Origin of the sequence: Brevibacillus sp. HB1.3 (assembly GCF_013186635.1) — a bacterium.
In the GTDB taxonomy this organism is placed as follows: Bacteria; Bacillota; Bacilli; order Brevibacillales; family Brevibacillaceae; genus Brevibacillus; species Brevibacillus brevis_D.
Map to the genome: position 1 here is coordinate 55,089 of NZ_JABMIT010000013.1, position 26,033 is coordinate 81,121.

The window sequence follows — 26,033 nt, forward strand, 5'->3', positions numbered from 1 at the left end:
ATTAAAGGAAATAAAATTGGTAGTTTCATCATGATGAAGTATGCCTCGTACATAAAAATTTATACAGCAAGAAACAACCCCTCCAGCCAGAAGGCGAAGGGGTTCACTATGATTAAATTTGGGCTCGTCGATACTCGTTCGGCGCTACACCGACAATTGCTCGAAAATCTCGAATGAAGTGAGAGTGATCGTAGTAGCCTAGAGAGGTAGACAGATCCAGCCAATCTTGGACCGTTCCTTGGTCAATCTGCTCCGCTGCTTCATGCAATCTGTATCGTTGGATGACCGACTTCGGGCTAACCCCTACATAGCGGTCAAACAAGCGCTGCATGGTCCTCATGCTCATACCGGTCAACTGTACGGCATCCTCTACCCTGAGTACGGATCGATCTGCCTGGATCATTCCGACGATTTCACTGATACGTGCAACATTCGGGTCAGGCTTCGGCAAATGTTCGAATAGAAATGCTTCCACCCTTTTCATCATTTGCTCATCATCTGGCAGGCCTAGCACTTCTTTCTCAAGCTGGTCAGTAGCAACCCCAAACACGGCTTCCAGACTGGTAGAAGTGCCGCTCAGCTTTGATATCGGGGCATTCAGAAACGGATAAAAACCTCCGGGCCTGAATTTTACTCCGAACACCTGACCTTGTCCCTTTAAAAGATGCGAGGAAGTCGTGCGGGCTACACCAAAAATACCAGTTGCTCCTTTTTCAAACACCAAATTCACATTGGGATGAGCCAGTACAGTTTGCAAGTAAGGTGGTTCCGTACGCAAATCCCAGCGGACGACCCAGTAATGCTGCACGAAGTAGCTGATTTCAGCTGCTGGCTCGTATCTGGCTAGTGAAAATTTCTTCTGTCCAATCATGGCATGCAGTACACCCTTTGGGAGCTTAGCAGTCTGATTTTCCAAGATGCGCCTCCTGTCGTGTTTTTACAATACACGCTACCTATTTCTTCTTATAGTAAGAGTAGTAGTTGGGAGACTTGATTACAATTCCCAAATGATAAAATGAGGGGGTAAAACGATGGATCTTCGCTTCGATTTCTACATTGGTGCTACGCCAGAGCAGGTCTGGCATGCCCTTACTTCCGATGAAGGCGTAAAGAGTACTTTCTTTGGCTGTACGATTCGCTCAACTTTTCAAGTAGGCGATGAGATGGCTTACGTTGGTCCGGGAAAAGCTGGTGACGACACGGTGCATGTTTACGGGGAAATTTTGCAGTTCGAACCTCATCACATTTTCAGTTACACTGAACATCCTGGTCCTGCCTATTACGAGAATCATGCGGAATTGCAGACTCGCGTCACCATTACCTTAGAACCGGTTGGCGGCTGCACCAAGCTGACGCTGATTCAGGATCAATGGACAGAAAACCATCCCTCCCACGCAAGTGCCAGCAACAATTGGCCGATGATGCTCTCTTCGATCAAGACGTATGCGGAGACAGGCAAGACACTTGATTTTGGCTTCTAATACAAAAGAACCCCGAGACCAGCAATTTCGTTGGCCTCGGGATTTTTTTCTATTCGTTACTCCGTCATTTCTGCCCACTTGAGGTCGATAAATCCGAGCCCATCTACTTGAACGCCTTTTACCTTGTCACTTTGCACCCACACATCCACATCCGTGAACAGAGGAATCAACGGCATGGCATCCATAAAGATTTGCTCAGCCTCTGCAAACAGCTGCTTGCGTTTCTCTGGATCAGTTTCTACCGATGACTGTTTCAGCAGCTCTTGATAGCGCGGATCTTCCCAGCCCGTGTCGTTGTTGCCTGTTTTGCCATCTCGGAACATTTCCAGGTAATTCATCGGATCATTAAAGTCTGCATTCCAACCGATACGGCCTATCTCGTAATTGAGTTCATGCATATCCTGCAAATGAACGGCAGCCTCCTTTACCATGATCTTTATATCAATGCCTAGCTTTTGTTTCCATTGGTCCTGAATCGCTTCGGCAATTTTCTTATGTCTGTCGCTTGGATTGTAAGACAAGGTGATCGGAGGCAGCGTTGTCACGTTGAGCTCTCTCATGCCCTCTTCCAGCAGCTTTTTCGCTGTTTCTACATCATTATCCTTGAAGTATCCGTCTTTTTTGATAATCATGGACTGCGGCAACATCCCCATCGTCGGCACCTGTCCGACTTGTGTGATGTTATCTACGATGGTTTGACGATCTACCGAGTATGCCAATGCTTTACGAATTTTCACATTGCTGAGCGGCCCTTTTGTGGTATTCATCTTGTACCAGTACATCGTCGCTTTTGGATGAACAACGAGTTTTCCCCCGTCTTTTAGTGACGGAATCGCATCTGTGGGAAGTCCACCGAGTGGCTGGCCTGCCCAATCCAGCTCACCATTCTCGAACATGGACAGTGCTGTATTATCATCCTCGATCATCGCAAACTCAATGCGATCGAGCTTTACTACGTCTTTATCCCAGTAGTTCTCATTCTTTTCAAGCACGATTTTGCTCTTGTGCTCCCACGCTGTCATCTTAAATGGACCGTTGCTTACGTGCGTGGCCGCTTCGTTTGCCCATTTTGGATTAGCCTCCACTACTTTTTGGTTAACCGGGTAGTACGTGTAGAAAGCCGTCAGCTCCAGGAAGTAAGGCGTTGGATTCTCAAGCGTGACTTCCAGTGTTTTGTCATCGATTGCCCTCGCACCGAGTTCGTCAGGGTTCACCTTGCCTTCGTGAATCGGCTTCGCATTTTTAATGTAGTACAGCTGATAAGCATACTCGGCACCAAAGGTCTTGCCGAGTGCACGCTTCCATGCATACACGAAGTCATGGGCAGTTACCGGGTCTCCATTGCTCCACTTGGAGTCGCGGAGCGTGAACGTATACACCAGTTTGTCATCTGAGAGCTTCACATCAGATGCTACTGAATTCACTGGCTTTGCGTTTGAATCGAAGCGCGTCAAGCCATCAAAAGTAGCACGAATGATCGCTCCCGAAGTGGCATCCTTCGCAAGACCAGGGTCCGCTGTCGATGGCTCACTCACAATGTTCGCCCGAAATACCTGCGACTTTGCATTTGCAGGATTTTCAGCGGGTGCTGCATTTCCCTCTACTGGAGGGGTTGTCGTCGATGGCGTACTCGTGGAGCATCCAGCTAACACGCTTCCAGCGACCAGCATCGCACCAAGAAACAACTTGAGATTTCGTTTCATCAGAAAATTCCCCCTTATCTGTATTTTTCTGTTTCAAACACAATATACGCGACCGGAATTGGGTTGAAAACGGGGTTAGTATAGATTTAATTTAATTTTATGAAAATTCACTATATTATAAACAAAAGTAAAACCCAACCAGCTTTTCGGCCAGTTGGGTTTTTGTTGATCGATCAATAATTTCTTACATTAGAACGCTGGAATAATCGCACCTTTGTATTCATCTTCAATGAACTTTTTCACTTCAGGTGAGTTCAGTTCTTTTGCCAGCTTTTGCATAGCTTCGGAATCCTTGTTGTCAGGACGAGCTACCAAGAAGTTTGCGTATGGCGTATCTTTATCCTCAATAAACAGAGCGTCTTTGGTTGGAACAAGCTTTGCTTGCAGCGCGTAGTTCGTGTTGATCAGCGCCAAATCTACTTCTTCCAGAACACGCGGCAGCATTGCTGCTTCTACTTCTTTTAATTTCAGGTTTTTCTTGTTCTCAACAACATCTTTCACTGTACCGCTGATGCCAGCGCCTTCTTTCAGCTTGATCAAACCGTTTTTCTCCAAGAGTGCGAGTGCACGACCGCTGTTTGTCGCGTCGTTTGGCAGCGCGATTGTTGCGCCATCAGCTAATTCATCTACAGATTTTATTTTTTTGCTGTAAGCGCCGAATGGCTCGATGTGTACAGCCACTACTGGCACCAGGTTCATGTTTTGTCCTTTATTGAAGTCTTCCAGGTAAGGCTTGTGCTGGAAGAAGTTTGCGTCGAGTTGTTTCTCGTTCACTTGAACGTTAGGTTGTACGTAATCAGTGAACTCTTGAACTTCCAAGTTCACGCCTTGTTCTTTCAGTTTTGGTTGAATGAACTTCAAGATTGCTGCATGTGGAACGGGAGAAGCGCCTACCTTCAATGTTACTTCCTGTTTTCCGCCTTGTGCGCCGCCTTCAGCTGGAGCAGGTGCTGTTTCGGTTTTGCCTCCGCAAGCTGCCAAAGAAAATGCCAACACAGTAGAAAGTACAGATACGACTAGCTTTTTCATGAATGATTTCCCCCTTGCATGTATTTCGTTTTATTTTTTGTCAATCTATATGGAAAGATCCTATTTACGGCTGAATTTCAGAACCAGACGGTCCCCCAGCGATTGTAAGATCTGTACCATCACCAGCAAAATAACAACAGTCACAACCATAACATCGGTTTGGAAACGCTGATAACCGTATCGGATCGCCAAGTCACCCAAACCACCACCGCCAATTACCCCGGACATTGCCGTGTAGGAGACCAGCGTTACCGTCGTGATCGTAATACCCGCGATCAGACCGGATCTAGACTCTGGTAAAAGGACATTCCAGACAATCTGCCAATTGGAAGCACCCATAGATTGTGCAGCCTCAATCACGCCCTTATCAATCTCACGCAGGGAGGTTTCCACCAAACGTGCAAAAAACGGAGCGGCACCAAATACGAGCGGCGGAATGGCACCCAGTACCCCGAGTGAAGTCCCTACGATCATTTTCGTTACTGGAATCAGCAAGATCATCAGAATGATAAATGGTACCGAGCGCAATACGTTGACAACGAATGATGCAATCGTATAAAAAGTGCGGTTTTGCAAAAGCTGTCCGCGAGAAGTCAAAAACAGAATGATGCCCAACGGCAAACCAATCAGGACGGTAAACAGAGTGGAGAAGCCAAGCATCGTGAGCGTGTCCATCGTACCTTCGCCGATTTCAGCCCAATCCACATTTTCGAATGTCCAGTCCATTTATATCACCTCTACTTCCAAGCCACGTTGGCGCAGCGTCTCGATGGTCTTTTGATTCTGTGCGACATCGCCTTCCAGCTCGATCACTAACTGACCATACGGCGTATCTTTCATGCGAGAAATCGTTCCCTGCAAAATACTGAACACCGTACCAGTCTCTTGCATCGTTTGGAAAAGGATCGGCTGGTACGTTTTTTCTCCGAGGAAGGTGACACGAGCAATCGTGCGGTTCCCCGAAGCCTTTTCGTGCTCGACCGCTTCGCGCAGCTCTGTAGAATCGGCTACTTGCTCCACGAATTCTTGTGTCGTCGGATGCTTTGGACGAAGGAATACATCCAGTACGTTACCTGACTCGACGATTTTTCCTCCATCAATCACGCCGACACGATCACAAATGGAGCGAATGACGTGCATCTCGTGGGTAATCAACACAATGGTCAAGCCCAGCTTGCGGTTGATGTCCAAGAGCAGTGCCAGAATGGAGTTCGTCGTTTGCGGATCGAGAGCTGATGTCGCTTCGTCGCAGAGCAGCACTTTTGGATCATTCGCGAGCGCACGGGCAATCCCGACACGCTGCTTCTGTCCGCCAGACAGCTGAGACGGATATTTGTCCTTATGTGCCTCCAAGCCAACCAGCTTCAGCAGCTCGTTTACTTTCTTATCAATCTCTGCCTTCGAACGCTTTGCCAGCTTGAGCGGAAAAGCAACATTTTCGCCGACCGTTGAAGAAGACAGCAAGTTGAAATGCTGAAAAATCATGCCGATTGAGCGGCGCTTTTCTTGCAGCTTCCCTTCATCCAGCTTCGTCAAATCGACGCCGTCCACAATAACTTCCCCCGAAGTTGGGCGCTCTAGCAAATTGATGCACCGGATCAACGTACTTTTCCCTGCACCAGAGTGTCCGATAATCCCGTATATTTCGCCTTGCTCTATGGAAAGGTCGATCCCCGTTAACGCTGGGATGGTTTTACCCTGTACTTGATAGCTTTTATGCAAATGACGCAGTTGGATCAACGCATCCACCTCCCGACCATAATCTTGATAAAAATATAAAAACCCCTTTTTCACAAACGAAAAAGGGGCTGCAACGCAATGTATACGTTCGCATCCACCCTTCTCATCTGTACAAGATCCAAAAATCCTGTAGGAATTGGCACCGCGACGTTCATTCGAAAATGAACCGGCTGCCGGGCTTCATAGGGCCTGTCCCTCCGCCTCTCTTGATAAGAAAGATATCTACGTATATTATGTTCGTTTTTTCTATTTCTTGATGATACAAAACGGATTATATCCTTTTTGAAAATATCACGTCAATAGTAATAGCAGGAAAAGTTTTTTTAATCCATGACGCCGTTGCGGATGATGGTTGACTTTATGTGAAAGCGAAATGTCGCGTCTTTGAACATCTTTCTCCATTCAGCCTGCGTCATATTTGCCTTGCCCCTTCTATTTGAGCGATACACGATCCCGAAACCAGCGGGATCGACATTGAGGTCCTGCAATTTGTGGACTACTTTCTGCAGTTCTTTTCCGAGCTCTTCTTCCAGTGCATGTTCCATGATTTTCATCAACCTGGCATTCTCTAGCTTCAGCGGGAGGGTTAATTCCAAAATCCGCGCATTTAATCGGATGTGAATATCAAAGATCAGGGGAGATACTTGGGTCAGCTCGATTTTTGAATGGCTGGAAATCGTATCAAAGACAAGCTGCACACGGTCTTTTTTACTTCCGCGATTCTTGGGTACCTCGCCAAAAATATGAGCAGGGACAGAAGTATCGTAGCTGCCAATCCTGAATTTTCCATGCATGAGCTTGATTAAAAAGGCTTCCTTAGGTGTGATCCACCCTACATAACGATCCCCTTGAAACAATGCGATCCCCTTGATTTGCAGCTCATTTCCTTTTTTTGTAATGAACGGCATGATCGGGTCGATTCCTTTGTCATAATAAGACCGAAAAAACTCATGCATAGTGGAAGACGGAATTTTTTCCCCCTCAATATTTTGCTCAATCATACGGTATAAATAGATTCCGATATTCCCTTCTTCCGAATAGCGATGCGTTAACATATCATATGTTTCGCCTTCAAATAAGCAAAGATAAACTCTGCTGGAAATAGAGGAATCCCGATACAACGTGTCAACGATACTACCAAGTCCACGCTTTGCCAATTTTTCATTGTAGAGTGCGACACGAATTTGCCCACCCAATACTCTTTTATCTGATTGTAAATTTATCCGATCCCGAATTCCCTTGCTGGTTTCACCGGTGGCCGAAAAAACCTGTATCTTTTCTTTCGCCTCTGGATTAATGGAAGGCATGATTGCTGTCCCCCGAACGTCCCCATCCTTTAACAGATCATAGCCGACAGCCGTGGCAAGTCCTGTCTCATCAAAAATTTGCCGATCTGAACAGCCTGCCAGGACAAGGACACATGAACACCACAACGCCAAAAGACGCTTGGGCAGCATCAGGCACTCTCTCCTTTGCTGGTTGGTTTCACCCTTTGCTTTCGTTGCTTCAGCCAGACCATCAGGTACAAAAAATAGGGGTACACGTAAATAATGTACAGAGTTATATGCGAGTAAATAGTCGTCATCCGACTCATCTGCTGTCTGGAAAGCAACAACAAGGAGGCTACATAGATCACGGGTATAATCCAATACAATGAATGACGTAGATTAAATCCGAACAAGCGCTTGAGACCTCGGGCAGAAGCCCACAAATACAGCATAATATTCGGCAAGATCACGAGAAGCCATAACGAAATGACAACCAGTTCAAACCTTTCCAGAATAGGGAGGTACACCATCTTTTGCATATTGAGTGTCGCCCAGATCGTTCTCATGAGCTGACCCTGACTAAAAAAGACCAGCGCCACAATCATGACAAGCAAATAGATCAGATACGTCACCAGCACCCCCAACTGTACACTTTTGTGTACCTTCTCTTTATTTTGTACATATGGATAGGCAACGTAGAGGATCTCAAAGCCGGCACTGGTCAAAGACATGGCAATCATTCCATTGAAAAGGTTCTCCAGGCTGGTATCCATGACAGGAAATAAATACTCCCACCTGGCAAATTTCAAGGGGAAATATAACTCAAATATCATCCATATCGTGACCATAAAGGAAAAAAACGCAAAGCCTGCTATGACTCTTATCCCCCCTACGACTGTGTAAAACGCTAGAAACAGGATGATTCCTGACAGAACCCACGTTGGTAAATTCGGGAACATCCAGGTTTGGACAACTTCAATGTAGGTACGTAAAATGACTCCAGCCGACACAAAAAAATAGGTCAAATAAATGATACTTATGCCTGTTCCCAGCCACTTTCCAAACACATCTTCCTGAATTCCGTAAATATCGGCTGAGGGGTATTTTTGCAAGGTCTTGTAAATGGTCATCACTGTAAGATGAGTAAGTAAGGCTGCGAGTATGACAGATATCCAAGCATCATGCCCCGCCTCCTTGGCAATGATTCGTTGGAAGCCCAAAATGCCCATCCCTATCTGCGTGCTATGCACAAGAACCCCTGTGAGAAACGCCGTTATCGTATTGCCCTTACTTACATCGATGTTGATTTTCATAGCCGCCTCGCTTACTCGTCAATGTCTTTCTTCTCTTTGGCTCTACCCCTGTCAAAGCGCGATATTCGTTTTGGGTTAAAAAACTTGAGACGTTCCGAAAGGGAGGATAAGGGAGCGCGTATAAAGCCATCCTTCCAATCTGAAAATCGCACGGGATAAATCGGGTACATATAAGGACGCCCCAGACTGGTCTGGCGAAGCAAGTGACTGGCTAAATAACTAAATCCGACTACAATCCCTAATGCACCCAGCGCACCTGCCAGAAATATCATCGGAAAACGAACCACCCGGATCGTAGAACCGATCATATAGCTAGGCGCGATAAAGGATGACAAAGCCCCCAGGGCAACGATAATAATCAAGATATTGCTTGTGAATCCGGCCTGAACGATAGCTTGTCCGATAACAATACCGCCCACAATCCCAATCGTCTGACCGACCTTGGTCGGCAGTCTCGCTCCCGCTTCCCGCAAAAGTTCAATGATCAGCTCCATCAAGAGGGCCTCCCACAACGGCGGGAACGGTACCCGAGAGCGTGATTGCGCGAGCGAAAGCAAAAGGTCAGCTGGAACCATCTCGTAATGATAGGTCAGGGCTGCCACATAGATCGGCGTGAGGATTAGGGACAAAATCATGGCAAAAATGCGCATGAGCCTGTTGAAGGTAGCAAGACTCCAACGCAAGTAATAGTCATCTGGCGACTGAAAAAATTGCAACAGGGTGGTAGGCCCGAGCAGAGCAAACGGGCTCCCCTCCACGAGTATGGCAATCTGCCCTTGTCGCAAACCATGTATAGCACGGTCTGGACGCTCTGTTTGCTGAAGAGTAGGAAATAATGATTTCTCATTGTCCGCGATATGCTGAGCCAGTATGGTGGAATCGAGACTGGTATCTAATTCCAGATCATTGATCCGTTGACGTACCGTATTCACATTTTCCTCATCGGCCGTCCCACTCAAATACAGCATCGACACATTCATCGGTATGGTTTTCCCCACACTCAATCGTTCATGGAACAGTCTTGGGGTAGACATATATTTGCGAATGATGCAGATGTTCACATTCAGCTCTTCTACAAAGGCGATCTGTGGCCCGAGTACAACTGTTTCGATTTCCGGCGCTTGAATGTTTCTGCCAACTGTGCCATCACTGGGGAACGCCAAGCCATAGGACGATTCCTCTACTTGAATCACAATGTGGCCGCTGAGTAAACGCTCAATGGCTTCCCCGTCATCGAAGACTCGGTTGCTGCTAGACACTCCTAGATGCTGAGCAATCACTGCAATTTCGCTTTCTTCCAAACAAATCTCGCGCAGCTTCGGGATGAGCTCGCTGTAAACAACCTTGGCATCTGCCATGGTCGATAAATAGAACAGTCGCACGCGGCCTTCAGGTTCATCGATATGTTCAGTGACCAAGTCGCTTGTATGTGTAAACCAATTACGTGCACTCTCCCGATCCATCGACACTGTCACCTCAGCACTTAGAAAATCATGGTTAGTCTTTCCTAAAAATACAAAAAAAACAGCACGCTTAGTTTTGCGTGCTGCTTTTCTTTTCTCCCACGGGTTGATCTGTTGCTTCTGTAGGAGGTGCGATTTTTTCTTGGATGAACGACTGAACCTGATCGACATCCGGAACCAGAACTGAGCCTGCTCGGTGGGACTCACGGAACATACCCATTGGTGGCAATTGATAGTTACCTGGTTCTAACGTATTCAATTTTAATCCGAGTGCAGACAGCTTCAGCATGTCCACCGAGCTAATATTGGTTTGAACATACGGTGTTACTTCCTTCAAAATGGTAGGAAGCTGCATCAGCGTCGTACCGTTTTTCATCTGATCCACGACTGCCGTCATTAATTTCCGCTGACGCTCCGTCCGTGTATAATCGGAGGTCGCATCGTGGCGGAAACGAACATATTGCAAAGCTTTGTCTCCATCCAGCTTTTGCAGACCTTTTTTCAGATTAATATCGTAGACACCTTTGTCTGTCGGGTCATGATAATACATGTTTTTTTCTACATCGATTTGGACTCCACCTACTGCATCAATCAAGGCCTTGAAGCCTTCAAAGTCAGTAATGACGTAACGATCTACTGGAAGTCCAGTGAACTGACTAACCGTTTCCATTGCCAGCTCAGGTCCACCTTCTACAATCGCAGAGTTGATCCGCGAGCTACCTCTACCGGGAATATCTACATACGTATCACGCAGGATTGAAAACATGTCATAACGTTTCCCCGTAGGATCGATGCTGACCAGCATCATGGAGTCAGAACGAGGCAGCCCGTTATTTTTCATCCCTCTGCGGTCTACTCCCATCAGCAGAATATTGACACGTTCCTTGCCATCCCACTCTGGTATTTCCGCGGCTTTGGTGGAATTCCCACCACTAGGCGGTGCAATATTGGGCTCTTGAATATTTTGAGCAAATTGATAAAAAGAGTATCCGTAATATCCAGCTGTCGTAGCTATCACGACAAGCAAAAGAAGCAACACTCGTTTCCATATTTTCATAAAGTCCACCTTTATTCTCTCTATCCTCAGTTGATGTCATCTCTCCACTTTGATTAGTATACTCGAATTTGCGGAAAGTGGAGCAGCCTTTATTTGGGTACCTGTGACATTGTAAACATTTCATTTTACAAAGTTTAGAATATTCGCTATACTATTCTTATCCTTACTGATAAGGGGTGCATTCGCGTGATATCACCGTCCGTTTTCCTCAATCGCTATCCACGTGAGGCCATTTTCTTCCTCATCGCCAGCTTTATTAACTCCTCCGGGAGTGCTTTTATGTGGCCACTTACTACCTTATACGTACATACCATTTTGCAACGCTCGATGACAGAAGCTGGATTCGTCTTGATGATCCAATCTCTCGCTGGCATCTTCGGCCAATTCATCGGCGGATCGTTGTTTCATCGACTAGGTGCCAAGCGTCTTATTGTCGGCGCATTGATAATTCAAGGTCTTATTCAATTTTCCATTCCTTTCGTTCAGAGTTGGCCTGCCTACCTGATTCTCATGATGGGGCTTGGTTTTACCTTTAACCTGTCATTCCCGGCTATTCAAGCATTTATCGGTTTTCGCTGGAAGGAACAGCGTCGCGAATTATTTAACATCGTCTACGTCGGCAATAATTTGGGGATGGCGATCGGAACCGCGTTGGCTGGCGTCATTGCCACTTTATCCTTCCAGCTTACTTTTTGGTTTAATAGCACGAGCACCTTATTGTTTGCCTTGTTCTTCTTCCTTTTTATGAAGAATATATCCCATCAGGAGCTGGTCGGAGAAAACCTGGAAGAACAGCAAAAACATCACGTAAAAAACAACTTTACCCTGCTATTCCGCTACCAATTGTACTTGTTTATGGCATTGGGCGCAGCATTCATTTTCTTTTCCAATACCGTATGGAATACAGGCGTTGCTCCTTATATTACCGAACAAGGCATGCCGCTGTCTTCGTATAGCTGGCTGTGGACGATCAACGGGATTATTATTTTTGCCGGGCAGCCTATCACTTCCTGGATCAAGCGGCTGTTGAATCAGAGCTTGTCTGCTCAACTCGTCGTCAGTGCTATCGCGTATGCTGTCGGTTTTGGGTGTATGCTTGTCTACCACGGTAGTTATTACGCATTTGTTGTCGGAATGGTTATCACTACATTTGGAGAAATGCTCATCTCGCCGACTATCCCTACTTTTATATCGGAAAAAACCGGAGAGAATGCACCCTTTTATTTGGGAGTCGTAGGGGCGATTACAACCGGTGGAAGGCTCTTGGGGCCGCTGGCTATGGGGTTCATGTATGACCATGGTGGCATCCATCCAACTCTGTTCTTGGCAACGCTTGTCTCTGCGGGTTCGGTCCTGCTCTGTCTGTTACACGCTTATTTTCATCGGGAAAAACAAACTGAGGTTGAAGCTAAATACTGATTTCAACTGCAAAGAAGCCGCCCGATCCTTTACAGGACCGAGCGGCTTAGTTATCACACTACTTCTTTTCTTCCTTGATTTGCACTTCCCAATCTACCTTGTTCTCTTTTATTACATGATCGAAGACAACTGATATTTCCTTCACATCTTTTTTCTCAAAAATCACATCTAGCTTCCCTTCGAGTTTTAGCGTACCATCTTGGTTTTCTTTTTTGTTAACCCTTAACCATACTAGTTTGGCCTCATTCCCGTTTTGGTCCTTTACCGTCCATCGCTCTGGAAGTCCCACAATATCTTTGGCCAGAATGGCTTCCAATGGAATATCGAATGAGGTACCCTCCTCATCAACTTCCATTTCGATCGATTTAAATGTGATTTGGTTCCCAGCTACATCCACTTTTTTCGGATTTTTCTCCGGTTCAGCAAGAGATAGCTTTGTTTGAGAAGAAACTTTCTCTCCTGTATAGACAGCATCGAGCTTCATTGTCAAGCTTTTTGCAGGGTCTAGCGGCATGTACGTATGGACAAACCTCGCACTTGGCTGCCACTTCTCTGTGAAGTCAATCGACGCGCCATGGCTCATGCTTATGATATTGAGATTATGATCCCTTTCATCGGAGTCAATCATATCATCCCATTTGCCCACTACAGTCCCCTTTTCATCGACAAGCTCGTAACGAAAACCCTCCACTATTTTCTCATTCGGATTGCTGTTTGAGAACTCTAGCTGCGTAGCAGTGGGAGCAAAGCGCGCTTCTTTTAGCTCTACTGTTGCCCCTGTTGGAGTTTTTAACTCCTTGTTTAACGCTACTGTTTTTATGGCTGCTTTTGCTGGTCGCATATCAATCGGTATATCGAAATTCCACGTGCCTTTCGTATCTGTCAGGCGCTTCACGCGCATTTCCAAAATCAATTCGTCCGGCATCGGATTCGCTTCATTAAAGTATGCGCTCATTCGTGCTTCGTAAGCGAAGTTTTCACCGTTCGGCAGGGGCAGCCATCTCAGCAATTCAGATTGATCATCTAAATCCTTGATTACTTTGCCATTTTTATCTTTCAGTCGAACTTCCCTGAATTCATTCACTGTGTCGCCTGTAATGATCGTGAACTGATCCTTCCAGAACGAAGGAAGCTTTTTGCCTGACGAGTCCTTCACTGAGCCCAGAACTAAGATACGCAAGGGATCGGCTACAACTGCACTAATTTCCATGGTCAGACCTTTGTCTGTCACCTTCATGTCAAGCGGCTGTACAAAGCCGTTTTCTGCCGCTTTCTTCACTCCAATGTCCGTATGCTTTTTATCAAACAGGTCAACTACTTGTTTCGCATTGTAAGGCCCTTTTGTTACCGTTATCTCACTCGGATTGATCGATGCATAGATCCCATTCATATAGCTCGCAAACGTAGGAGAAACTGCTGTTCCGAATGTGACTACCATAGCCAACCCTGCAACTGCAATCGTCGTTTTCTTCACAATATCCACACTCCGCTTTTTCCAATTTATTTGAACTGGCTTTTTTTGTATGGGTTTGAGTACGTTCATCGGGTAAGCGGGGAGCTTGTCCATGACATTTTGAACAGTTGCCTCCGTCTGCCAATCATCTCCGGCTTCATCATCGGAGTTATCCAGCTCATCGAGATATTGTTCAAACTTGATCTGGCACGCGCTGCATGTATCCAGATGCCGTTGTATTTCTTGTTTCATTCGCAAAGGAAGCTTGTCTTCCAAATACGCGTTTAGCATGAATGTATCCAAGCATGTCATAGGTAGAGGTCCCCTCCTTTCCCCGAATTCGTTATGGCATTTTTGAGCTTGGCCCTGCCTCTGGAAAGACGTGTTCGCACTGTACTAATGGGAACATCCAGCTCCTCGCTAATTTCTTCGTAGCTCAAAAATTGGAGGTAACGCAGTTCCAGGACGACGCGGTATTTGGACTCCAGGGTCATCATTCGATTTTGCAAAAAGACTCTCTGCTCTTTCACAAGGTATTCGAGCTCAGGTGTATGACTGGTAGCCAGTTCAATCTCTGCATCTATAACCGTAAGCGTCCGTTTCCGGTTACGCAGTTCATCGAAGCAATAATTGGTGGCAATCCTGTAGAGCCAGGCACCAAATTCATAGCTTTTGCTGTAGTCACCCAAATGGTAATACACCTTGATAAAGATCTCCTGAGCCATGTCCTGCTCAAGATGCGGCTGTCCGATCATCTTGCGAATGAGCAATCTGACCCTTTTGTTATATTTTTGTATGATCTGAGAATACGCCTCTTTGTTCCCTTGGAGGACCTCCTCAATGATCAGCCTGTCGTCCTGCATCTGTCTTCCTCCCCATATCAAAACCTGTATCGAGGGCTACAGGTTCAAAAAGGTACGCTGCGCAGCTATCACCTTTTTTCTTGTACACCTTAATACGACGGAAAATGGTGGAAAAAGATCGCAACTTTTTTGGAAAATATTTATGGAAGCGAAATAATCGATGAATAAAGTCTCCTATCGACAGGTACCAAAAAAGCTGCCGAGGGCATCTCGACAGCTAATGAAACAATGGCAATGATATTTAGTTGTTTCTGTTTCTCACGGGTGGGCAGGTAAGTGACTTTCCATTGTCTTGCGGCCCAAGTCCGATGATGTACGGTACAGCTACACGGCTCCACTCTACCGGATTTGGTGCAGTGTCCACATCTTCTGGCGAGCATGAACGGAGCATGGCAGTATCGATACTGCCTCCTGGATCAAGCGTCACGGCGGCCATTCCCTCAGGCAATTCAGCTGCCAATGATTGCGTCAATCCTTCGATAGCGAACTTCGAAGCGCAGTACGGCGATAAAAACGCTTCCCCGTGTCTTCCCCAGTACGAGCTAATATTGACGACGACTCCGCCATTTGCGCGCTGAACCATAAACGGTAAAAAAGCGCGAATTACATAGAAAGCACCATTCACATTGATGTCCATCACTCTCGAAAACTCATTTGCCGCAAGACCAACGACTGGACTGTTCCGGTTTATAATAGAAGCATTATTAATCAACAGATCGGGAATGCCCACCTCGGCTCTGACTTCCTCTGTCCACTTTTCCACTTGCTCCATGATCGAAACATCGACAACAGAAAAATGATGCTGTTCTCCGAATAGCTGACGCAATCCTTGCACCTCTTTTTCCGAACGACCGCAGCCTGCAACTGTCCAGCCTGCTTCGTGAAAACGCTCGACCATCTCCCTGCCCAACCCACGTGTCACACCTGTAATTACTACCAGCTTGTTCATTTTCTCTCCTCCTCTATTATTATACTTATTAAACATTTTAGTATAATAACAAAAGGGAATCAATCCCAATAAATTTCAGGGCTGTAGTGGTGGGGAGGAAACAGGAGAAAACGCTCAGCTTCTAGGGCCACCCACTGGGGGATTGACTGCACGACTCCATGCAAAAAGCGAAACCGCGTCCAAAGTGGTCTCTTCAGGATGCATTTCAGAGGTGGCCGCTTAAAGGCGTGTTTCGCTTTTTGCATTGCGTCTCGGTCGGTGTCCCTAAGATCTTCGCTGTTTTCTCCTGTTTCCTCTACGAGCTTTCCGTGTTTAAACGGGCTTTTAAAAATTTAAAAGAATGAAGAAATGTCCTCAGTAACGACAGAGAAGAATATTTCCAGGCGTAGCGGCTACCACTTTTGCGTTTCCCCGCGAATCCCTTCGGAGCGGACAGTCTTAACCCTCAGATGGACGGAGCCTGGAGCCTAGACTGGAAATATTCTTCTCTTCACTACAGCCCCATTTCAAGTCCGTCAAAAAAGACGCCCGGTACCGGGCGCCTCGTGATGTTTCGTACTTTCTTATTTGTAAGTGTCGTAAGCGTTGGTCAACAAGCCAGCGATTGTTGCCAGTTCGTTGTTCTCGATTTGATGACGCTCGATCATGGTCATGATTTTGCCGTCTTTCATGATCGCGAAGGATGGGGAAGACGGTGCATAGCCTTCGAAATACTCACGAGCTTTTGCAGTCGCTTCCTTGTCTTGACCTGCGAATACTGTGAAGATGTTATCCGGTTTTGTAGCGTGATTCAAGGAATGTACAACTGCTGGACGAGCGAGTCCTGCTGCACAGCCACAAACCGAGTTTACAACAACAAGTGTCAGGCCTTTTGCATTTGGCAGTGCTTGCTCTACTTCTTCAGCAGTGCGAAGCTCTTGAAAACCGTTGCGAGTCAACTCATCGCGCATCGGTTGAATTACTTGGCTCATATATGCTTCATAAGACATCATTGGGCAACTCTCCTTTTTATCACGAAGTTCAACTTACTTATTATTATACCCCGACTGCGTCTACCCGAGAAAGCAGAAGCTACACTTCCATCAAAATGGTAAGAATCATTGGGTTACGGCCTGTTTTTTCATAAATGAACGGCTTGATCACTTCATTAATCTGTGACTTCAGCTCAGACCATTCCTTGATTTTCTTATCCAATGCTTCTTGCAGACGCCCACGAACGAGCTGTGTTGCTTCCTGAATCAAGGATTCTGAACCGCGTACGTATACGAATCCGCGGCTCACGATATCTGGGCCCGTCAAAATTTTGAAGTTCTTCATATCCAGGCTGACAACTACAACCATCAAGCCATCCTCAGCCAAATGCTTGCGGTCGCGCAGAACGATATTGCCGACGTCGCCGATGCCACTGCCATCAATGAGGACAATCCCTGCTTGTACTTTACTGAGCCACGCCTTTTCGCGGTTGCAATTCAGTACTTCGCCGTTGTCCATAATAAAGATGTTGCTCTCCTCGATCCCAACCTGTTGGGCCAGCTTGGAGTGAGTCTTGAGCATCCGGTATTCCCCGTGGATCGGGATGAAATATTTCGGACGAATGAAGTTGAGCATGAGCTTCAACTCTTCGCTGCTGCCATGACCCGATGCGTGAATATCAAATTCGTGACTCAATACCACATTGGCACCTGCGCGATACAGCTTGTCTATCGTACGGCTTACGTTGATCGTATTTCCTGGAATCGGAGATGCAGAAATGATCACCGTATCTTCCGGATAAATAGAAACCGTGCGATGGGAACCGGATGCAATCCGGGTCAGCGCTGCCATCGGCTCACCTTGACTACCTGTGCAAATAATCAGCACTTGGTTGTCCGCGTAGTTGTCGATGTGCTTAATATCAATCAGCATGCCCTCTGGCATCTGGATATAGCCCAGCTCTTGTCCAATCAAGAAAACCTTTTCCATACTGCGGCCAATAACGGCCACTTTGCGATTGCACTGCTCTGCAGCATCTACCACCTGTTGCAGGCGATGTACGTTGGAAGCGAAGGTAGCCAGAATGATGCGTCCACGCGCTTTGCGTACCACATCGAGAATTCCTTCCCCTACCGATCTCTCTGACATCGTAAATCCAGGACGTTCACTGTTCGTACTATCAGACAAAAGCGCCAAAACGTCGCCACTCGCACCAAAGCGTGCAATTTTTCCGTACTCCGTTGTTTGTCCGACTGGTGTCATATCAAACTTGAAGTCACCCGTGTGAATAACCATTCCCTCTGGTGTATGGAGCACAATTCCCAGAGAATCCGGAATACTGTGGTTCGTCCGGAAGAATGTCGCCTTCAGCTTCGCAAAAGGAATTTCCGTATCTTCCGAAATCGGAATCAGCTTCACTTCATTTTGCAAACGGTGCTCTTCCAGCTTCGCCTTGACCAAGCCCAGGGTCAGACGACCACCGTAGATCGGCACCTTAATTTGCCGTAAAATATAAGGAATCGCACCAATGTGATCCTCATGTCCGTGCGTTAACAAAAGTGCTTTGATCTTGTGCTGGTTGTCCACTAAATAGGAAACATCCGGGATAACCAGATCAATACCGAACATTTCATTCTCAGGGAATTTCACCCCGCAGTCAATGATGATGATTTCGTCCTCATACTCGACGCAGTACATATTTTTTCCGATCTCGCCGAGGCCGCCCATCGCGAAAATCTTAACGTCGCTCAATCTCTTTCCTCCTAACATTCTCGTGCATGATTATGGGAATCCGAACCAAGCATGCCATTCTTATTATATCACAACGTAAGACGTTCGTTTCACCCAGTCTTGTCTATTCCACACATTCATCTTCGGTCAATAATCGAATACTGATACTCCAAATCGGCAACTCGTTCATCGGTAACGGCACTAGCTCTCGCCCAGAAATCGTGCTTCGCATAAGAATCGTCGGTCCATACCTCCGTTATTTCTCCTGAAGAGAGCTGTAACGGTATGGCCTCGACCTCTTTTAATACGTTGCCGCTTTTGTTTTTCAATCGCAGGTTTAGATCGATCTCCAACAGCTGGTCCGACTGATTTCGTACCAGGATGAGACTTGAATACGGATATCCAACACAATTTTTGGTACACTCTTGTCTGCTGTATACGAGGGCGAGATCAATAGGCTTCTCGTTGTCCATCTTGACCTCTTTCCACTGGTCTTTTGCTTTTTGTACGACGATCACGTACTCCGCTTTCTTCAAAAAGGGACCCATCCCTAAAAAGGCAGCGGCAAAAAAACTAAACAAACCAAAAGCTGTGCATAGAAAAACGAGGTTCATCTTCCAAAACTGTTTTCTCATCGTGACCAAAAAGCCAATGTACAGGAGAATACAAACAAACACTAACAGGATACAAAAATAGAAAAAGACCTCCAAATCAGACTCCGTAGGTAACACCGGAATGCCATACTTCACTTGCCAATATACATTCGCGGCAAAGCTGCCTCCGTAAATCAATACGGCTGAAGCAATCGTCAGCCCCCATTTTTTCCAGAAAGGAGGCTTTTGAAAAATCGCCGCAAGAACGCCCACCAAAACAGGAACGCCAAATAAGGGAATGAGCAAGTAATGCATCGAGTACCCCCCGCACTTCATTGTCATTATTTTCTACGAATGATATTCCGAAAAGTCTTCAAAATACATGGCAAACCATTTGAAAAAGAGAGGGAATAGCAAGTGCAAACCGTTCGTCGCCTATTTCGCTATCGGAACATGATGCCCCTTCTCTCCACCGTCCTTTTTCTGCTCATCTTTCAGCCGTTCCCTACCTATGCCCAGCCTCCCTATGCAAAATGGGGCAAGCTCGCGATGCAGGAAACGATGAAGCGATATCCAAACGCTCAAATTGTGGACTACCTGCATGTCGGACGAAAACAAAAAACGCCCACCACGTCAGAAGAGACGTTTAAGCTCTTGCTTCAAGAAAGCAATCGCAGGTGGGCGTTACTCGTTCATATTGAATTCGTGAATCAAACAGAAGAGGTCGTAAACATCTTCTATGAGGAGACACGCTAGTCAGCGAGTTGTACCATCTCTTTCATCATGACTTCCAGCTCCATGTTGGCTGCCATCCCGTACGCGCGACGCATGTTTCCCTCTCCATCCACAAGGAACATGCGAGCCGTGTGGGAATAAGAACCATCTGGCTCCTTAATGACCATCAGACCAAAATCCTTCGTCACTTTCTCTACAGCCTGAGCATCCCCGCGCAGGAACTTCCAGCCACTCTGATCTGCCTTGAACTTGGCTGCATACTCCTGCAAGACTTCCGGTGTATCGTTATCAGGGTCAAAGGAAATGGAAACAAACTCCACTTTGTCTCCGAACAGTCCCTTTTCCTTCAACTGATCTTGCAGCTTGGCCATGTTGAACGTAGTCGCCGGACAAATATCCGGACACTTGGTGAACATAAACTCTACCAGTCGTACCTTGCCAGCACTTGAATGAAATGTATAGGTTGTTCCATCACTATTGTCCAAGGTGAAGTCCGCGATCGGCTTCAACACCTCGATCTTCTCTTTTGTCATGTAATTATAACCAAATACTCCGACGATAGCTAAAATGATAATACCAGCTAACACAGGAAACCAATGTTTCTTCATTGCAGATTCCTGCTGCAATTGTGCTCCTTCACTCATCGGTTGCTTCCTCCCTGCTTGTCCCATGCGTGAATGCCTCCTGATTACACGCGGGAGGCATTCACACTGTTTCTATCACGTCTTATTGTTCCACTTCACCTGGCCATGCGAGCATGCCGCCAACCATATTCGCCACGTCATACCCTTGTGCACTCAAATACTCGGTAGCTGAATTGCTTCTGGCACCACTGCGGCAAACCATCACAATCGGAATGTTCTTATCCAGCTCATCGATACGATGTGGCAAAAAGCCAAGTGGGATCAGCTTTGCCTCTTTAATGTGACCTGCATTCCACTCATCTACTTCACGTACATCAATGACTTGCAGTTCCTCTTTGGCTTCCAGCTTTTCCAACAGCTCTTGTGGTGTCATTTCCTTTACTCCATGGCTCATTGTTATTTATCCTCCTATATGTACGATCAGATCAGTTGTAACCACCTCCATGATATCATACGCTTTTTTACTTTTCTAACGCGAAGAGCACTTGGCTTCACCCTGCATTGATACTCCCTATTTTCTACCATTATCTCCTATTTCGCTGCGGCAGTAGCCACACGGGATGTGAACAGCTTGAGACAAAACCGTTACAAATTAATGGCATGAGTAAACCACCTTCATTCATATATACACAAAAACCTCCCTGATAACTGTATATTCCGCATTGACAGCAAGGATTTATTTTCATACAATTACGACAACAATTATTTTCATCAAGAGCGGTGGAGGGACAGGCCCTACGAAGCCCGGCAACCAGCAGATTAGCTGCATGGTGCCAATTCCTGCAGAATCCAGTGATTCTGAGAGATGAACAAAAGCCCGTGCATGATGGAGCTTCTTCTTCTCAGGAGAATGCTCCGTTTTTTTATTCGCCGATTTCCCATAGTAAAAGGAGAGATGGACATGTCCGATCAACAACAATGGAAGCCAGAAACACTTGCGGTACACGGTGGGCAGGAGGTTGACCCTGTAACAGGCTCTCGAGCTGTTCCGATCTATCAGACGACCTCCTATGTTTTCCGCGATACGGAGCATGCAGCCAACCTATTTGGCCTAAAAGAGTTTGGGAACATCTATACACGCATCATGAATCCCACACAGGATGTATTTGAGAAGCGTGTTGCCCTGCTCGAAGGTGGGGTTGGTGCACTCGCGACCGCATCCGGGCAGGCTGCCATTACATTCGCCATCTTAAATATTGCACATGCGGGTGACGAGATCGTCGCTTCCAGCAGCCTGTACGGCGGTACCTACAACCTGTTCGCCCACACTCTTCCCCGCCTCGGTATCAAGGTTCATTTTGCAGATCAATCCAATCCGGAAAATTTCCGGGCCTATATCAATGAAAAGACAAAAGCCGTGTTTTGCGAGACAATCGGCAACCCGCGCATTGATGTCGCTGATATCGAGGCGATCGCCCATATTGCCCACGAGAATGGTGTGCCGTTGATCGTGGATAACACCTTTGCGACTCCGATTTTGTGCCGTCCTTTTGAGCACGGGGCCGATATCGTCGTGCACTCCACCACCAAATTCATCGGCGGCCACGGAACAGCAATTGGCGGTATCATCGTAGACTCAGGAAAATTCGACTGGAACAACGGAAAATTCCCAGGTCTGACTACACCAGATCCAAGCTACCATGGCGTCGTCTATACAGAAGCAGTCGGTCCGCTTGCCTATATTATCAAGGCACGTGTCCAGCTCCAGCGCGATATCGGGGCAGCAGTCGCTCCGATCAACTCCTTCTTGTTCCTGCAAGGATTAGAAACTCTGCATCTGCGAATCGAGCGGCATAGCCAGAACGCCTTGGCAGTAGCCCAGTTCCTCGCCAATCACTCCGCCGTAGAGTGGGTGAGTTATCCGGGATTGGAGTCAGACTCCCAGCGTGAATTGGCCCAAAAATATTTGCCAAAAGGGGCCGGCGCGATCCTGACCTTTGGCATTCGCGGTGGCGTTGAGGCAGGAAAAACATTGATCGAATCAGTGAAGCTGTTCTCCCATCTCGCAAATGTCGGAGATTCCAAGTCACTCATCATTCATCCAGCGAGCACAACACATCAGCAGATGACAGAAGAAGAGCAGGCAGCAGCCGGAGTGACTCCTGGACTTATTCGCCTCTCCGTCGGTACAGAAGCGATCGACGATATCCTCACTGATCTGGAGCAAGCACTACAGCGTGCGTTGCAATTATCCACGGTCGGTTAACCATACCTTTACAGACAGAAGAATCACATGATCTCTTTCGTTAGAGATTTGTGATTCTTCTTTTCGTTTTCTCATTTCGTTCGAAAAATATTGAATTTAAAATTCGCATTTTATAAAATACATAATCATGTACAAATTTTGGAAGGATGATCACATGAAAATTTTGAACATTGGCAGTGAACGAACAACCTATCGGGTTGAACTCTCGTATTCTCCTTTATTCGAAGCTGCCTTGGGAATCGCTGCCGCTACCTACGACCAATTGCATCACACGATGGAGCACCCTCCTACCTACTGGCGTCAACTGTTGGACGAGCTATCACCTTCTGTGCGGCAAGAAGTCGACTATGCGAAGGAACACAACACGTGGAAGACGCTTTTGCAACTGCTCGATCTTTGCCCTTTCGCTGATCTGGATTCCTTTCTCTCGTATGTCAGAGAGCTCTCAATCGAACAGCTCCGATACGAAGCCCTCCCTTATCTCGGTGAAAACAGGCAGGAGGCACGGCGGAAGGCTGCACAAGGAAGCAAGGATGATTGCGCCGTTTTACAGGAAGCCTGCAGCGCACATCTCTTTTTTGAATCGTATATCGGACATATTACTTCCGTTGATGGAGAAGTGCTGCGGAGTCATATTCTCGGATTGATGGAAGGCTGGTATACCACTCACATCAAGCCCCGTGAGGAAGAAATCGTTCGCATGCTAGAACGGGATTGGTCGCAAAAACAAAGCAAGATAGGAAAGCTCAACCCCGAAGCCTTTGTGGAGTATGCGACGGGATCGAGCTACCTCCCAGAGCCTGCCGTGACACGCGTACTGCTGATCCCGCAAGCGATTTATCGGCCGTGGACCGTACAGGCCGATGCTGTTGGGACGAAGATTTTTTATTACCCTGTTGCCGACGAAAATTTGCACGATGCTGTAGATCCTTATCAGCCACCCCCATCACTGGTACAAGCCTTGAAAGCACTCGGAGATGAGCATAGGCTGCGCATGGTCAAAATGCTGGCGGAAAAGGACCTGAGCCTGCAAGAGATAACCGATCAACTCTCTATGGCGAAATCGACAGTACACCATCACCTATCCATGCTGCGGTCTGCCCATCTCGTTGAAACAGCAGGCTCCCGTTACAGACTCCGCCGTCATACGCTGGACAAGCTTCCCCTATTGTGGGATGAATTCCTGGACAGGAGCACCCCATGAGCCAAACCGCTGTACAAGCCTCTGTCTGGCAGCAGCGCTCCTATCGTTGGATTGTTTTCGGTCAGCTCATTTCAGAACTCGGCGCCTCACTCGGTACCCTCGCCAATAGCTGGTTAATCTATCAGGCAACAGGCTCACAAGGTGCGGTCGGACAGATGTGGCTGCTGTATTTCGTTCCGTCGCTCGCCATTCAGTTAGTAGCCGGACCGTATATCGACCGATTCGACAAGAAGCGTGTCATGCTTTTTTCTCAATGGACGCGAGCTGCTGCCTTTTGTTTGTCCTTTGCGGTCATTACTTCCGGGACAGAATCGCTCTGGCCGCTGTATTTTACAGCCTTAATCAACGGTCTCGTTCAACCGTTGTATGTGCCAGCAAGCCAGTCGCTCCTCCCTGCTCTAGTCAAAAGAGAGCAGCTCCTCCAAGCCAACGCCTATTTGGATAGTGTCCTGCGCATTGCCATGATTACCGGTCCGCCATTGGCTGGGATTCTCGTGGCGAGTATCGGCGGTGAGTCCGTACTCGCATTGGTCGCGATCAGCTATGCGCTCAGCGGTTTCTTTCTTGTTCTTTGTCCACTCGCCACAGCGGATACCGCCAACATGAAGCAATCGTGGTTCGTCATGTTTAAGGCTGGTCTTGCGGTTTTTTGGCAGAAGCCCCTTCTATTCTGGCTCGGTCTGTACTCGGCTCTCGTCCAATTTGCTGTCGGAGTCACACTCGTACTAAACCTGCCTTTTGTAGCCGGCGAGCTGCAAGGCACCTCGTTTTATGTAGGCATGTTTTTGGCTGGCTATCCGTTGGGATATTTCTTCGGCTCATTGCTCGTGCCTCGCTTCCATAGCAGTCTTGGACAGCCCCTGATCATGTTGGGGTCACTGGTACTAGGTGGCTTGAGCTTTATTGCAATAGGCTTTACCCATGACATCTGGCTGGCAATCACCATCGAACTACTGGCTGGTCTGTTTGCTCCCTTTTTCCAGGTACACAGCACAAGCCTGTATCAGCTTCACGTTCCTTCCGAGCTAATGGGGCGTGTACTGTCTGTCCGTTTGCTCATCGTGCGTGCGACGATGCCCGTCGGTATTTGGCTAGGCGGACAGCTAAGCGATCAGGTAGGGATTCGCCCTCTTTACATCTCTGTAGGGGCCGTCATCGTGGTCGCCGCACTTACGGGATTATTATTTCGAAAATTTGTAACTAACAGGATATTCCATATATAATAAAAACCGTATGACTCCTCAATTTTGAATGAGAAAAGGAGAATTTTCATGATACATCCGACATTGGATAACCTTCAGCATGCTATCAGCAGCGTCATCGTGGGCAAGGAAAGTCAGATTCGCCTATTGGTAACGGCCTTGCTTGCCCGTGGTCACGTATTGCTGGAGGACTTGCCTGGAATGGGAAAAACTGTGCTTGCCAAAACATTGGCGCAAGCGATTGGCGGCTCTTACAACCGCCTGCAATTTACTGCGGATCTACTACCATCCGATGTCGTCGGTCTTCACGTATTCAATCAACGAACAAGTGAATTCGAGCTACGAAAGGGACCTGTTTTTGCGGATGTCTTGCTTGCAGATGAAATCAACCGGGCCACTCCCAGGACTCAATCCGGTTTACTGGAATGCATGGAGGAACGTCAGGTTACGATTGAAGGCGTCACCCTGCCACTCCCATCGACCATGCTGGTCATCGCTACCCAAAATCCGATTGAATCGGAAGGGACCTATCCGTTGCCGGAAGCACAGTTGGACCGCTTCCTTTTCAAGTTGTCTCTTGGCTACGGTACACGAGAGGATGCCAAAGAAATTTTGCGGAGATTCCGCAGCGGCTCCCCATTAGAGGCGGTCGAGCCGGTCATCACTGTCGACCAAATTGCGGCTCTGCAACGCGAGGTGACGACTGTTCACGTCAGCCAACCGGTGGAAGATTATATCATCGAACTGACGGAAGCGACTCGCCAGCATCGCTCGGTTGAGGTGGGCATCAGTCCGCGCGCCATGCTCGCCCTGTTGCGATCCGCCCAAGCTTACGCGTTCGTTTCTGGACGTACTTATGTCTTGCCGGATGATGTAAAAGTGGTGTTCCCAAGTTTGACAACTCACCGCATCCGCCTCTCCATGGAAGCCGAGCTGCATGTGACGGAGCAGGAAGTCGTGGAGCAAATCTTGACCACCGTCCCCGCTCCCGTCGAAGAAAGCGTGTAG

Annotated in this window: 24 protein-coding genes and 2 riboswitches; of the genes, 7 read left to right on the forward strand and 17 right to left on the reverse strand. The window is 47.3% G+C overall.

What is annotated here, in order from left to right; genetic code table 11:
• Window positions 1–112: 112 nt before the first annotated feature.
• Window positions 113–916, reverse strand: coding sequence for an AraC family transcriptional regulator (locus tag HPY31_RS24240; protein ID WP_172142773.1), 804 nt, complete (start codon window positions 914–916; stop codon window positions 113–115).
• Window positions 917–1,031: 115 nt separating this feature from the next.
• On the opposite strand from HPY31_RS24240, the gene HPY31_RS24245 reads away from it, so the two are divergent.
• Complete coding sequence (locus tag HPY31_RS24245; RefSeq protein ID WP_172142774.1) at window positions 1,032–1,481, forward strand: SRPBCC family protein; 450 nt, start codon at window positions 1,032–1,034, stop codon at window positions 1,479–1,481.
• A 56-nt stretch (window positions 1,482–1,537) separates the two neighbouring features.
• On the opposite strand, the gene HPY31_RS24250 is transcribed toward HPY31_RS24245, so the two are convergent.
• The 8 genes from HPY31_RS24250 to HPY31_RS24285 form a co-directional block, all read right to left on the reverse strand.
• Window positions 1,538–3,184 carry a peptide ABC transporter substrate-binding protein gene (locus tag HPY31_RS24250; RefSeq protein WP_172142775.1) on the reverse strand — a complete coding sequence of 549 codons (1,647 nt, stop codon included), beginning with the start codon at window positions 3,182–3,184 and terminating at the stop codon, window positions 1,538–1,540.
• 189 nt (window positions 3,185–3,373) lie between these two features.
• Window positions 3,374–4,213 (reverse strand): MetQ/NlpA family ABC transporter substrate-binding protein, encoded by an 840-nt coding sequence (locus HPY31_RS24255; RefSeq protein ID WP_016740815.1) that lies wholly within the window; start codon window positions 4,211–4,213, stop codon window positions 3,374–3,376.
• 60 nt (window positions 4,214–4,273) lie between these two features.
• The gene (locus tag HPY31_RS24260; protein ID WP_012684209.1) at window positions 4,274–4,939 is read right to left on the reverse strand and encodes a methionine ABC transporter permease; all 666 of its coding nucleotides are present in this window, start codon (window positions 4,937–4,939) and stop codon (window positions 4,274–4,276) included.
• Complete coding sequence (locus tag HPY31_RS24265) at window positions 4,940–5,953, reverse strand: methionine ABC transporter ATP-binding protein (RefSeq protein WP_142498489.1); 1,014 nt, start codon at window positions 5,951–5,953, stop codon at window positions 4,940–4,942.
• Between the two features lie 100 nt (window positions 5,954–6,053).
• Window positions 6,054–6,169, reverse strand: a riboswitch (SAM riboswitch).
• Between the two features lie 107 nt (window positions 6,170–6,276).
• Window positions 6,277–7,410, reverse strand: a complete 1,134-nt coding sequence (locus HPY31_RS24270; protein WP_172142776.1) for a Ger(x)C family spore germination protein — start codon at window positions 7,408–7,410, stop codon at window positions 6,277–6,279.
• Window positions 7,410–8,534 carry a GerAB/ArcD/ProY family transporter gene (locus HPY31_RS24275; protein WP_172142777.1) on the reverse strand — a complete coding sequence of 375 codons (1,125 nt, stop codon included), beginning with the start codon at window positions 8,532–8,534 and terminating at the stop codon, window positions 7,410–7,412. The genes HPY31_RS24270 and HPY31_RS24275 overlap by 1 nt, the downstream gene beginning before the upstream one ends.
• A gap of 11 nt (window positions 8,535–8,545) precedes the next feature.
• A complete protein-coding gene (locus HPY31_RS24280) occupies window positions 8,546–9,997 on the reverse strand; it encodes a spore germination protein (RefSeq protein ID WP_172142778.1) in 1,452 nt (483 codons plus the stop codon).
• A 70-nt stretch (window positions 9,998–10,067) separates the two neighbouring features.
• Complete coding sequence (locus tag HPY31_RS24285) at window positions 10,068–11,054, reverse strand: LCP family protein (RefSeq protein WP_172142779.1); 987 nt, start codon at window positions 11,052–11,054, stop codon at window positions 10,068–10,070.
• A gap of 186 nt (window positions 11,055–11,240) precedes the next feature.
• Between HPY31_RS24285 and HPY31_RS24290 the strand changes: the two genes are divergently transcribed.
• Entirely contained in the window at window positions 11,241–12,473 is a 1,233-nt protein-coding gene (locus HPY31_RS24290; protein WP_172142780.1) for an MFS transporter, read from the forward strand.
• Window positions 12,474–12,531: 58 nt separating this feature from the next.
• Here HPY31_RS24290 and HPY31_RS24295 read toward each other — a convergent pair whose 3' ends face one another.
• The 6 genes from HPY31_RS24295 to HPY31_RS24320 form a co-directional block, all read right to left on the reverse strand.
• Window positions 12,532–14,238 carry a DUF4179 domain-containing protein gene (locus tag HPY31_RS24295; RefSeq protein WP_172142781.1) on the reverse strand — a complete coding sequence of 569 codons (1,707 nt, stop codon included), beginning with the start codon at window positions 14,236–14,238 and terminating at the stop codon, window positions 12,532–12,534.
• On the reverse strand, window positions 14,235–14,789 hold the full coding sequence (locus HPY31_RS24300) for an RNA polymerase sigma factor (protein WP_172142782.1): 555 nt from the start codon (window positions 14,787–14,789) through the stop codon (window positions 14,235–14,237). The genes HPY31_RS24295 and HPY31_RS24300 overlap by 4 nt, the downstream gene beginning before the upstream one ends.
• A gap of 241 nt (window positions 14,790–15,030) precedes the next feature.
• Window positions 15,031–15,738 carry an SDR family oxidoreductase gene (locus HPY31_RS24305; RefSeq protein WP_172142783.1) on the reverse strand — a complete coding sequence of 236 codons (708 nt, stop codon included), beginning with the start codon at window positions 15,736–15,738 and terminating at the stop codon, window positions 15,031–15,033.
• A gap of 563 nt (window positions 15,739–16,301) precedes the next feature.
• Window positions 16,302–16,730 (reverse strand): BrxA/BrxB family bacilliredoxin, encoded by a 429-nt coding sequence (locus HPY31_RS24310; RefSeq protein ID WP_012684201.1) that lies wholly within the window; start codon window positions 16,728–16,730, stop codon window positions 16,302–16,304.
• Window positions 16,731–16,809: 79 nt separating this feature from the next.
• Window positions 16,810–18,480, reverse strand: coding sequence for a ribonuclease J1 (gene rnjA / locus HPY31_RS24315; protein ID WP_016740823.1), 1,671 nt, complete (start codon window positions 18,478–18,480; stop codon window positions 16,810–16,812).
• A gap of 98 nt (window positions 18,481–18,578) precedes the next feature.
• Window positions 18,579–19,349: a PGG domain-containing protein gene (locus HPY31_RS24320; protein ID WP_172142784.1), complete on the reverse strand. Its 771-nt coding sequence runs from the start codon at window positions 19,347–19,349 to the stop codon at window positions 18,579–18,581.
• 102 nt (window positions 19,350–19,451) lie between these two features.
• Here HPY31_RS24320 and HPY31_RS24325 point away from each other — a divergent pair, with 102 nt between their 5' ends.
• Window positions 19,452–19,790 carry a YqzG/YhdC family protein gene (locus HPY31_RS24325; RefSeq protein ID WP_172142785.1) on the forward strand — a complete coding sequence of 113 codons (339 nt, stop codon included), beginning with the start codon at window positions 19,452–19,454 and terminating at the stop codon, window positions 19,788–19,790.
• On the opposite strand, the gene HPY31_RS24330 is transcribed toward HPY31_RS24325, so the two are convergent.
• Together HPY31_RS24330 and HPY31_RS24335 are read right to left on the reverse strand one after the other, a co-directional pair.
• Window positions 19,787–20,413, reverse strand: a complete 627-nt coding sequence (locus HPY31_RS24330; protein WP_082910125.1) for an SCO family protein — start codon at window positions 20,411–20,413, stop codon at window positions 19,787–19,789. The genes HPY31_RS24325 and HPY31_RS24330 overlap by 4 nt on opposite strands.
• Before the next feature lie 82 nt (window positions 20,414–20,495).
• The gene (locus tag HPY31_RS24335; protein ID WP_172142787.1) at window positions 20,496–20,807 is read right to left on the reverse strand and encodes a rhodanese-like domain-containing protein; all 312 of its coding nucleotides are present in this window, start codon (window positions 20,805–20,807) and stop codon (window positions 20,496–20,498) included.
• A 311-nt stretch (window positions 20,808–21,118) separates the two neighbouring features.
• Window positions 21,119–21,225: riboswitch (SAM riboswitch) on the forward strand.
• An 89-nt stretch (window positions 21,226–21,314) separates the two neighbouring features.
• On the opposite strand from HPY31_RS24335, the gene HPY31_RS24340 reads away from it, so the two are divergent.
• The 4 genes from HPY31_RS24340 to HPY31_RS24355 all read left to right on the forward strand — a co-directional run bounded on the left by HPY31_RS24340 (window position 21,315) and on the right by HPY31_RS24355 (window position 26,033).
• Window positions 21,315–22,619 carry a homocysteine synthase gene (locus HPY31_RS24340; RefSeq protein ID WP_172142788.1) on the forward strand — a complete coding sequence of 435 codons (1,305 nt, stop codon included), beginning with the start codon at window positions 21,315–21,317 and terminating at the stop codon, window positions 22,617–22,619.
• A 154-nt stretch (window positions 22,620–22,773) separates the two neighbouring features.
• The gene (locus tag HPY31_RS24345) at window positions 22,774–23,823 is read left to right on the forward strand and encodes an ArsR/SmtB family transcription factor (RefSeq protein WP_172142789.1); all 1,050 of its coding nucleotides are present in this window, start codon (window positions 22,774–22,776) and stop codon (window positions 23,821–23,823) included.
• Window positions 23,820–25,046: an MFS transporter gene (locus tag HPY31_RS24350; protein ID WP_172142790.1), complete on the forward strand. Its 1,227-nt coding sequence runs from the start codon at window positions 23,820–23,822 to the stop codon at window positions 25,044–25,046. The genes HPY31_RS24345 and HPY31_RS24350 overlap by 4 nt, the downstream gene beginning before the upstream one ends.
• Window positions 25,047–25,094: 48 nt before the next feature.
• A complete protein-coding gene (locus tag HPY31_RS24355; protein WP_172142791.1) occupies window positions 25,095–26,033 on the forward strand; it encodes an AAA family ATPase in 939 nt (312 codons plus the stop codon).

Bases quoted from the DNA above. Each gene is read 5' to 3' on its own strand.
- HPY31_RS24245 (WP_172142774.1), top strand. From the start codon at position 1,032: ATGGATCTTCGCTTCGATTTCTACATTGGTGCTACGCCAGAGCAGGTC.
- HPY31_RS24250 (WP_172142775.1), bottom strand. From the start codon at position 3,184: ATGAAACGAAATCTCAAGTTGTTTCTTGGTGCGATGCTGGTCGCTGGA.
- HPY31_RS24255 (WP_016740815.1), bottom strand. From the start codon at position 4,213: ATGAAAAAGCTAGTCGTATCTGTACTTTCTACTGTGTTGGCATTTTCT.
- HPY31_RS24260 (WP_012684209.1), bottom strand. From the start codon at position 4,939: ATGGACTGGACATTCGAAAATGTGGATTGGGCTGAAATCGGCGAAGGT.
- HPY31_RS24270 (WP_172142776.1), bottom strand. From the start codon at position 7,410: ATGCTGCCCAAGCGTCTTTTGGCGTTGTGGTGTTCATGTGTCCTTGTC.
- HPY31_RS24275 (WP_172142777.1), bottom strand. From the start codon at position 8,534: ATGAAAATCAACATCGATGTAAGTAAGGGCAATACGATAACGGCGTTT.
- HPY31_RS24280 (WP_172142778.1), bottom strand. From the start codon at position 9,997: ATGGATCGGGAGAGTGCACGTAATTGGTTTACACATACAAGCGACTTG.
- HPY31_RS24285 (WP_172142779.1), bottom strand. From the start codon at position 11,054: ATGAAAATATGGAAACGAGTGTTGCTTCTTTTGCTTGTCGTGATAGCT.
- HPY31_RS24295 (WP_172142781.1), bottom strand. From the start codon at position 14,238: ATGACATGCTTGGATACATTCATGCTAAACGCGTATTTGGAAGACAAG.
- HPY31_RS24300 (WP_172142782.1), bottom strand. From the start codon at position 14,789: ATGCAGGACGACAGGCTGATCATTGAGGAGGTCCTCCAAGGGAACAAA.
- HPY31_RS24305 (WP_172142783.1), bottom strand. From the start codon at position 15,738: ATGAACAAGCTGGTAGTAATTACAGGTGTGACACGTGGGTTGGGCAGG.
- HPY31_RS24310 (WP_012684201.1), bottom strand. From the start codon at position 16,730: ATGATGTCTTATGAAGCATATATGAGCCAAGTAATTCAACCGATGCGC.
- rnjA (WP_016740823.1), bottom strand. From the start codon at position 18,480: ATGTTAGGAGGAAAGAGATTGAGCGACGTTAAGATTTTCGCGATGGGC.
- HPY31_RS24320 (WP_172142784.1), bottom strand. From the start codon at position 19,349: ATGCATTACTTGCTCATTCCCTTATTTGGCGTTCCTGTTTTGGTGGGC.
- HPY31_RS24330 (WP_082910125.1), bottom strand. From the start codon at position 20,413: ATGAGTGAAGGAGCACAATTGCAGCAGGAATCTGCAATGAAGAAACAT.
- HPY31_RS24335 (WP_172142787.1), bottom strand. From the start codon at position 20,807: ATGAGCCATGGAGTAAAGGAAATGACACCACAAGAGCTGTTGGAAAAG.
- HPY31_RS24340 (WP_172142788.1), top strand. From the start codon at position 21,315: ATGTCCGATCAACAACAATGGAAGCCAGAAACACTTGCGGTACACGGT.
- HPY31_RS24345 (WP_172142789.1), top strand. From the start codon at position 22,774: ATGAAAATTTTGAACATTGGCAGTGAACGAACAACCTATCGGGTTGAA.
- HPY31_RS24350 (WP_172142790.1), top strand. From the start codon at position 23,820: ATGAGCCAAACCGCTGTACAAGCCTCTGTCTGGCAGCAGCGCTCCTAT.
- HPY31_RS24355 (WP_172142791.1), top strand. From the start codon at position 25,095: ATGATACATCCGACATTGGATAACCTTCAGCATGCTATCAGCAGCGTC.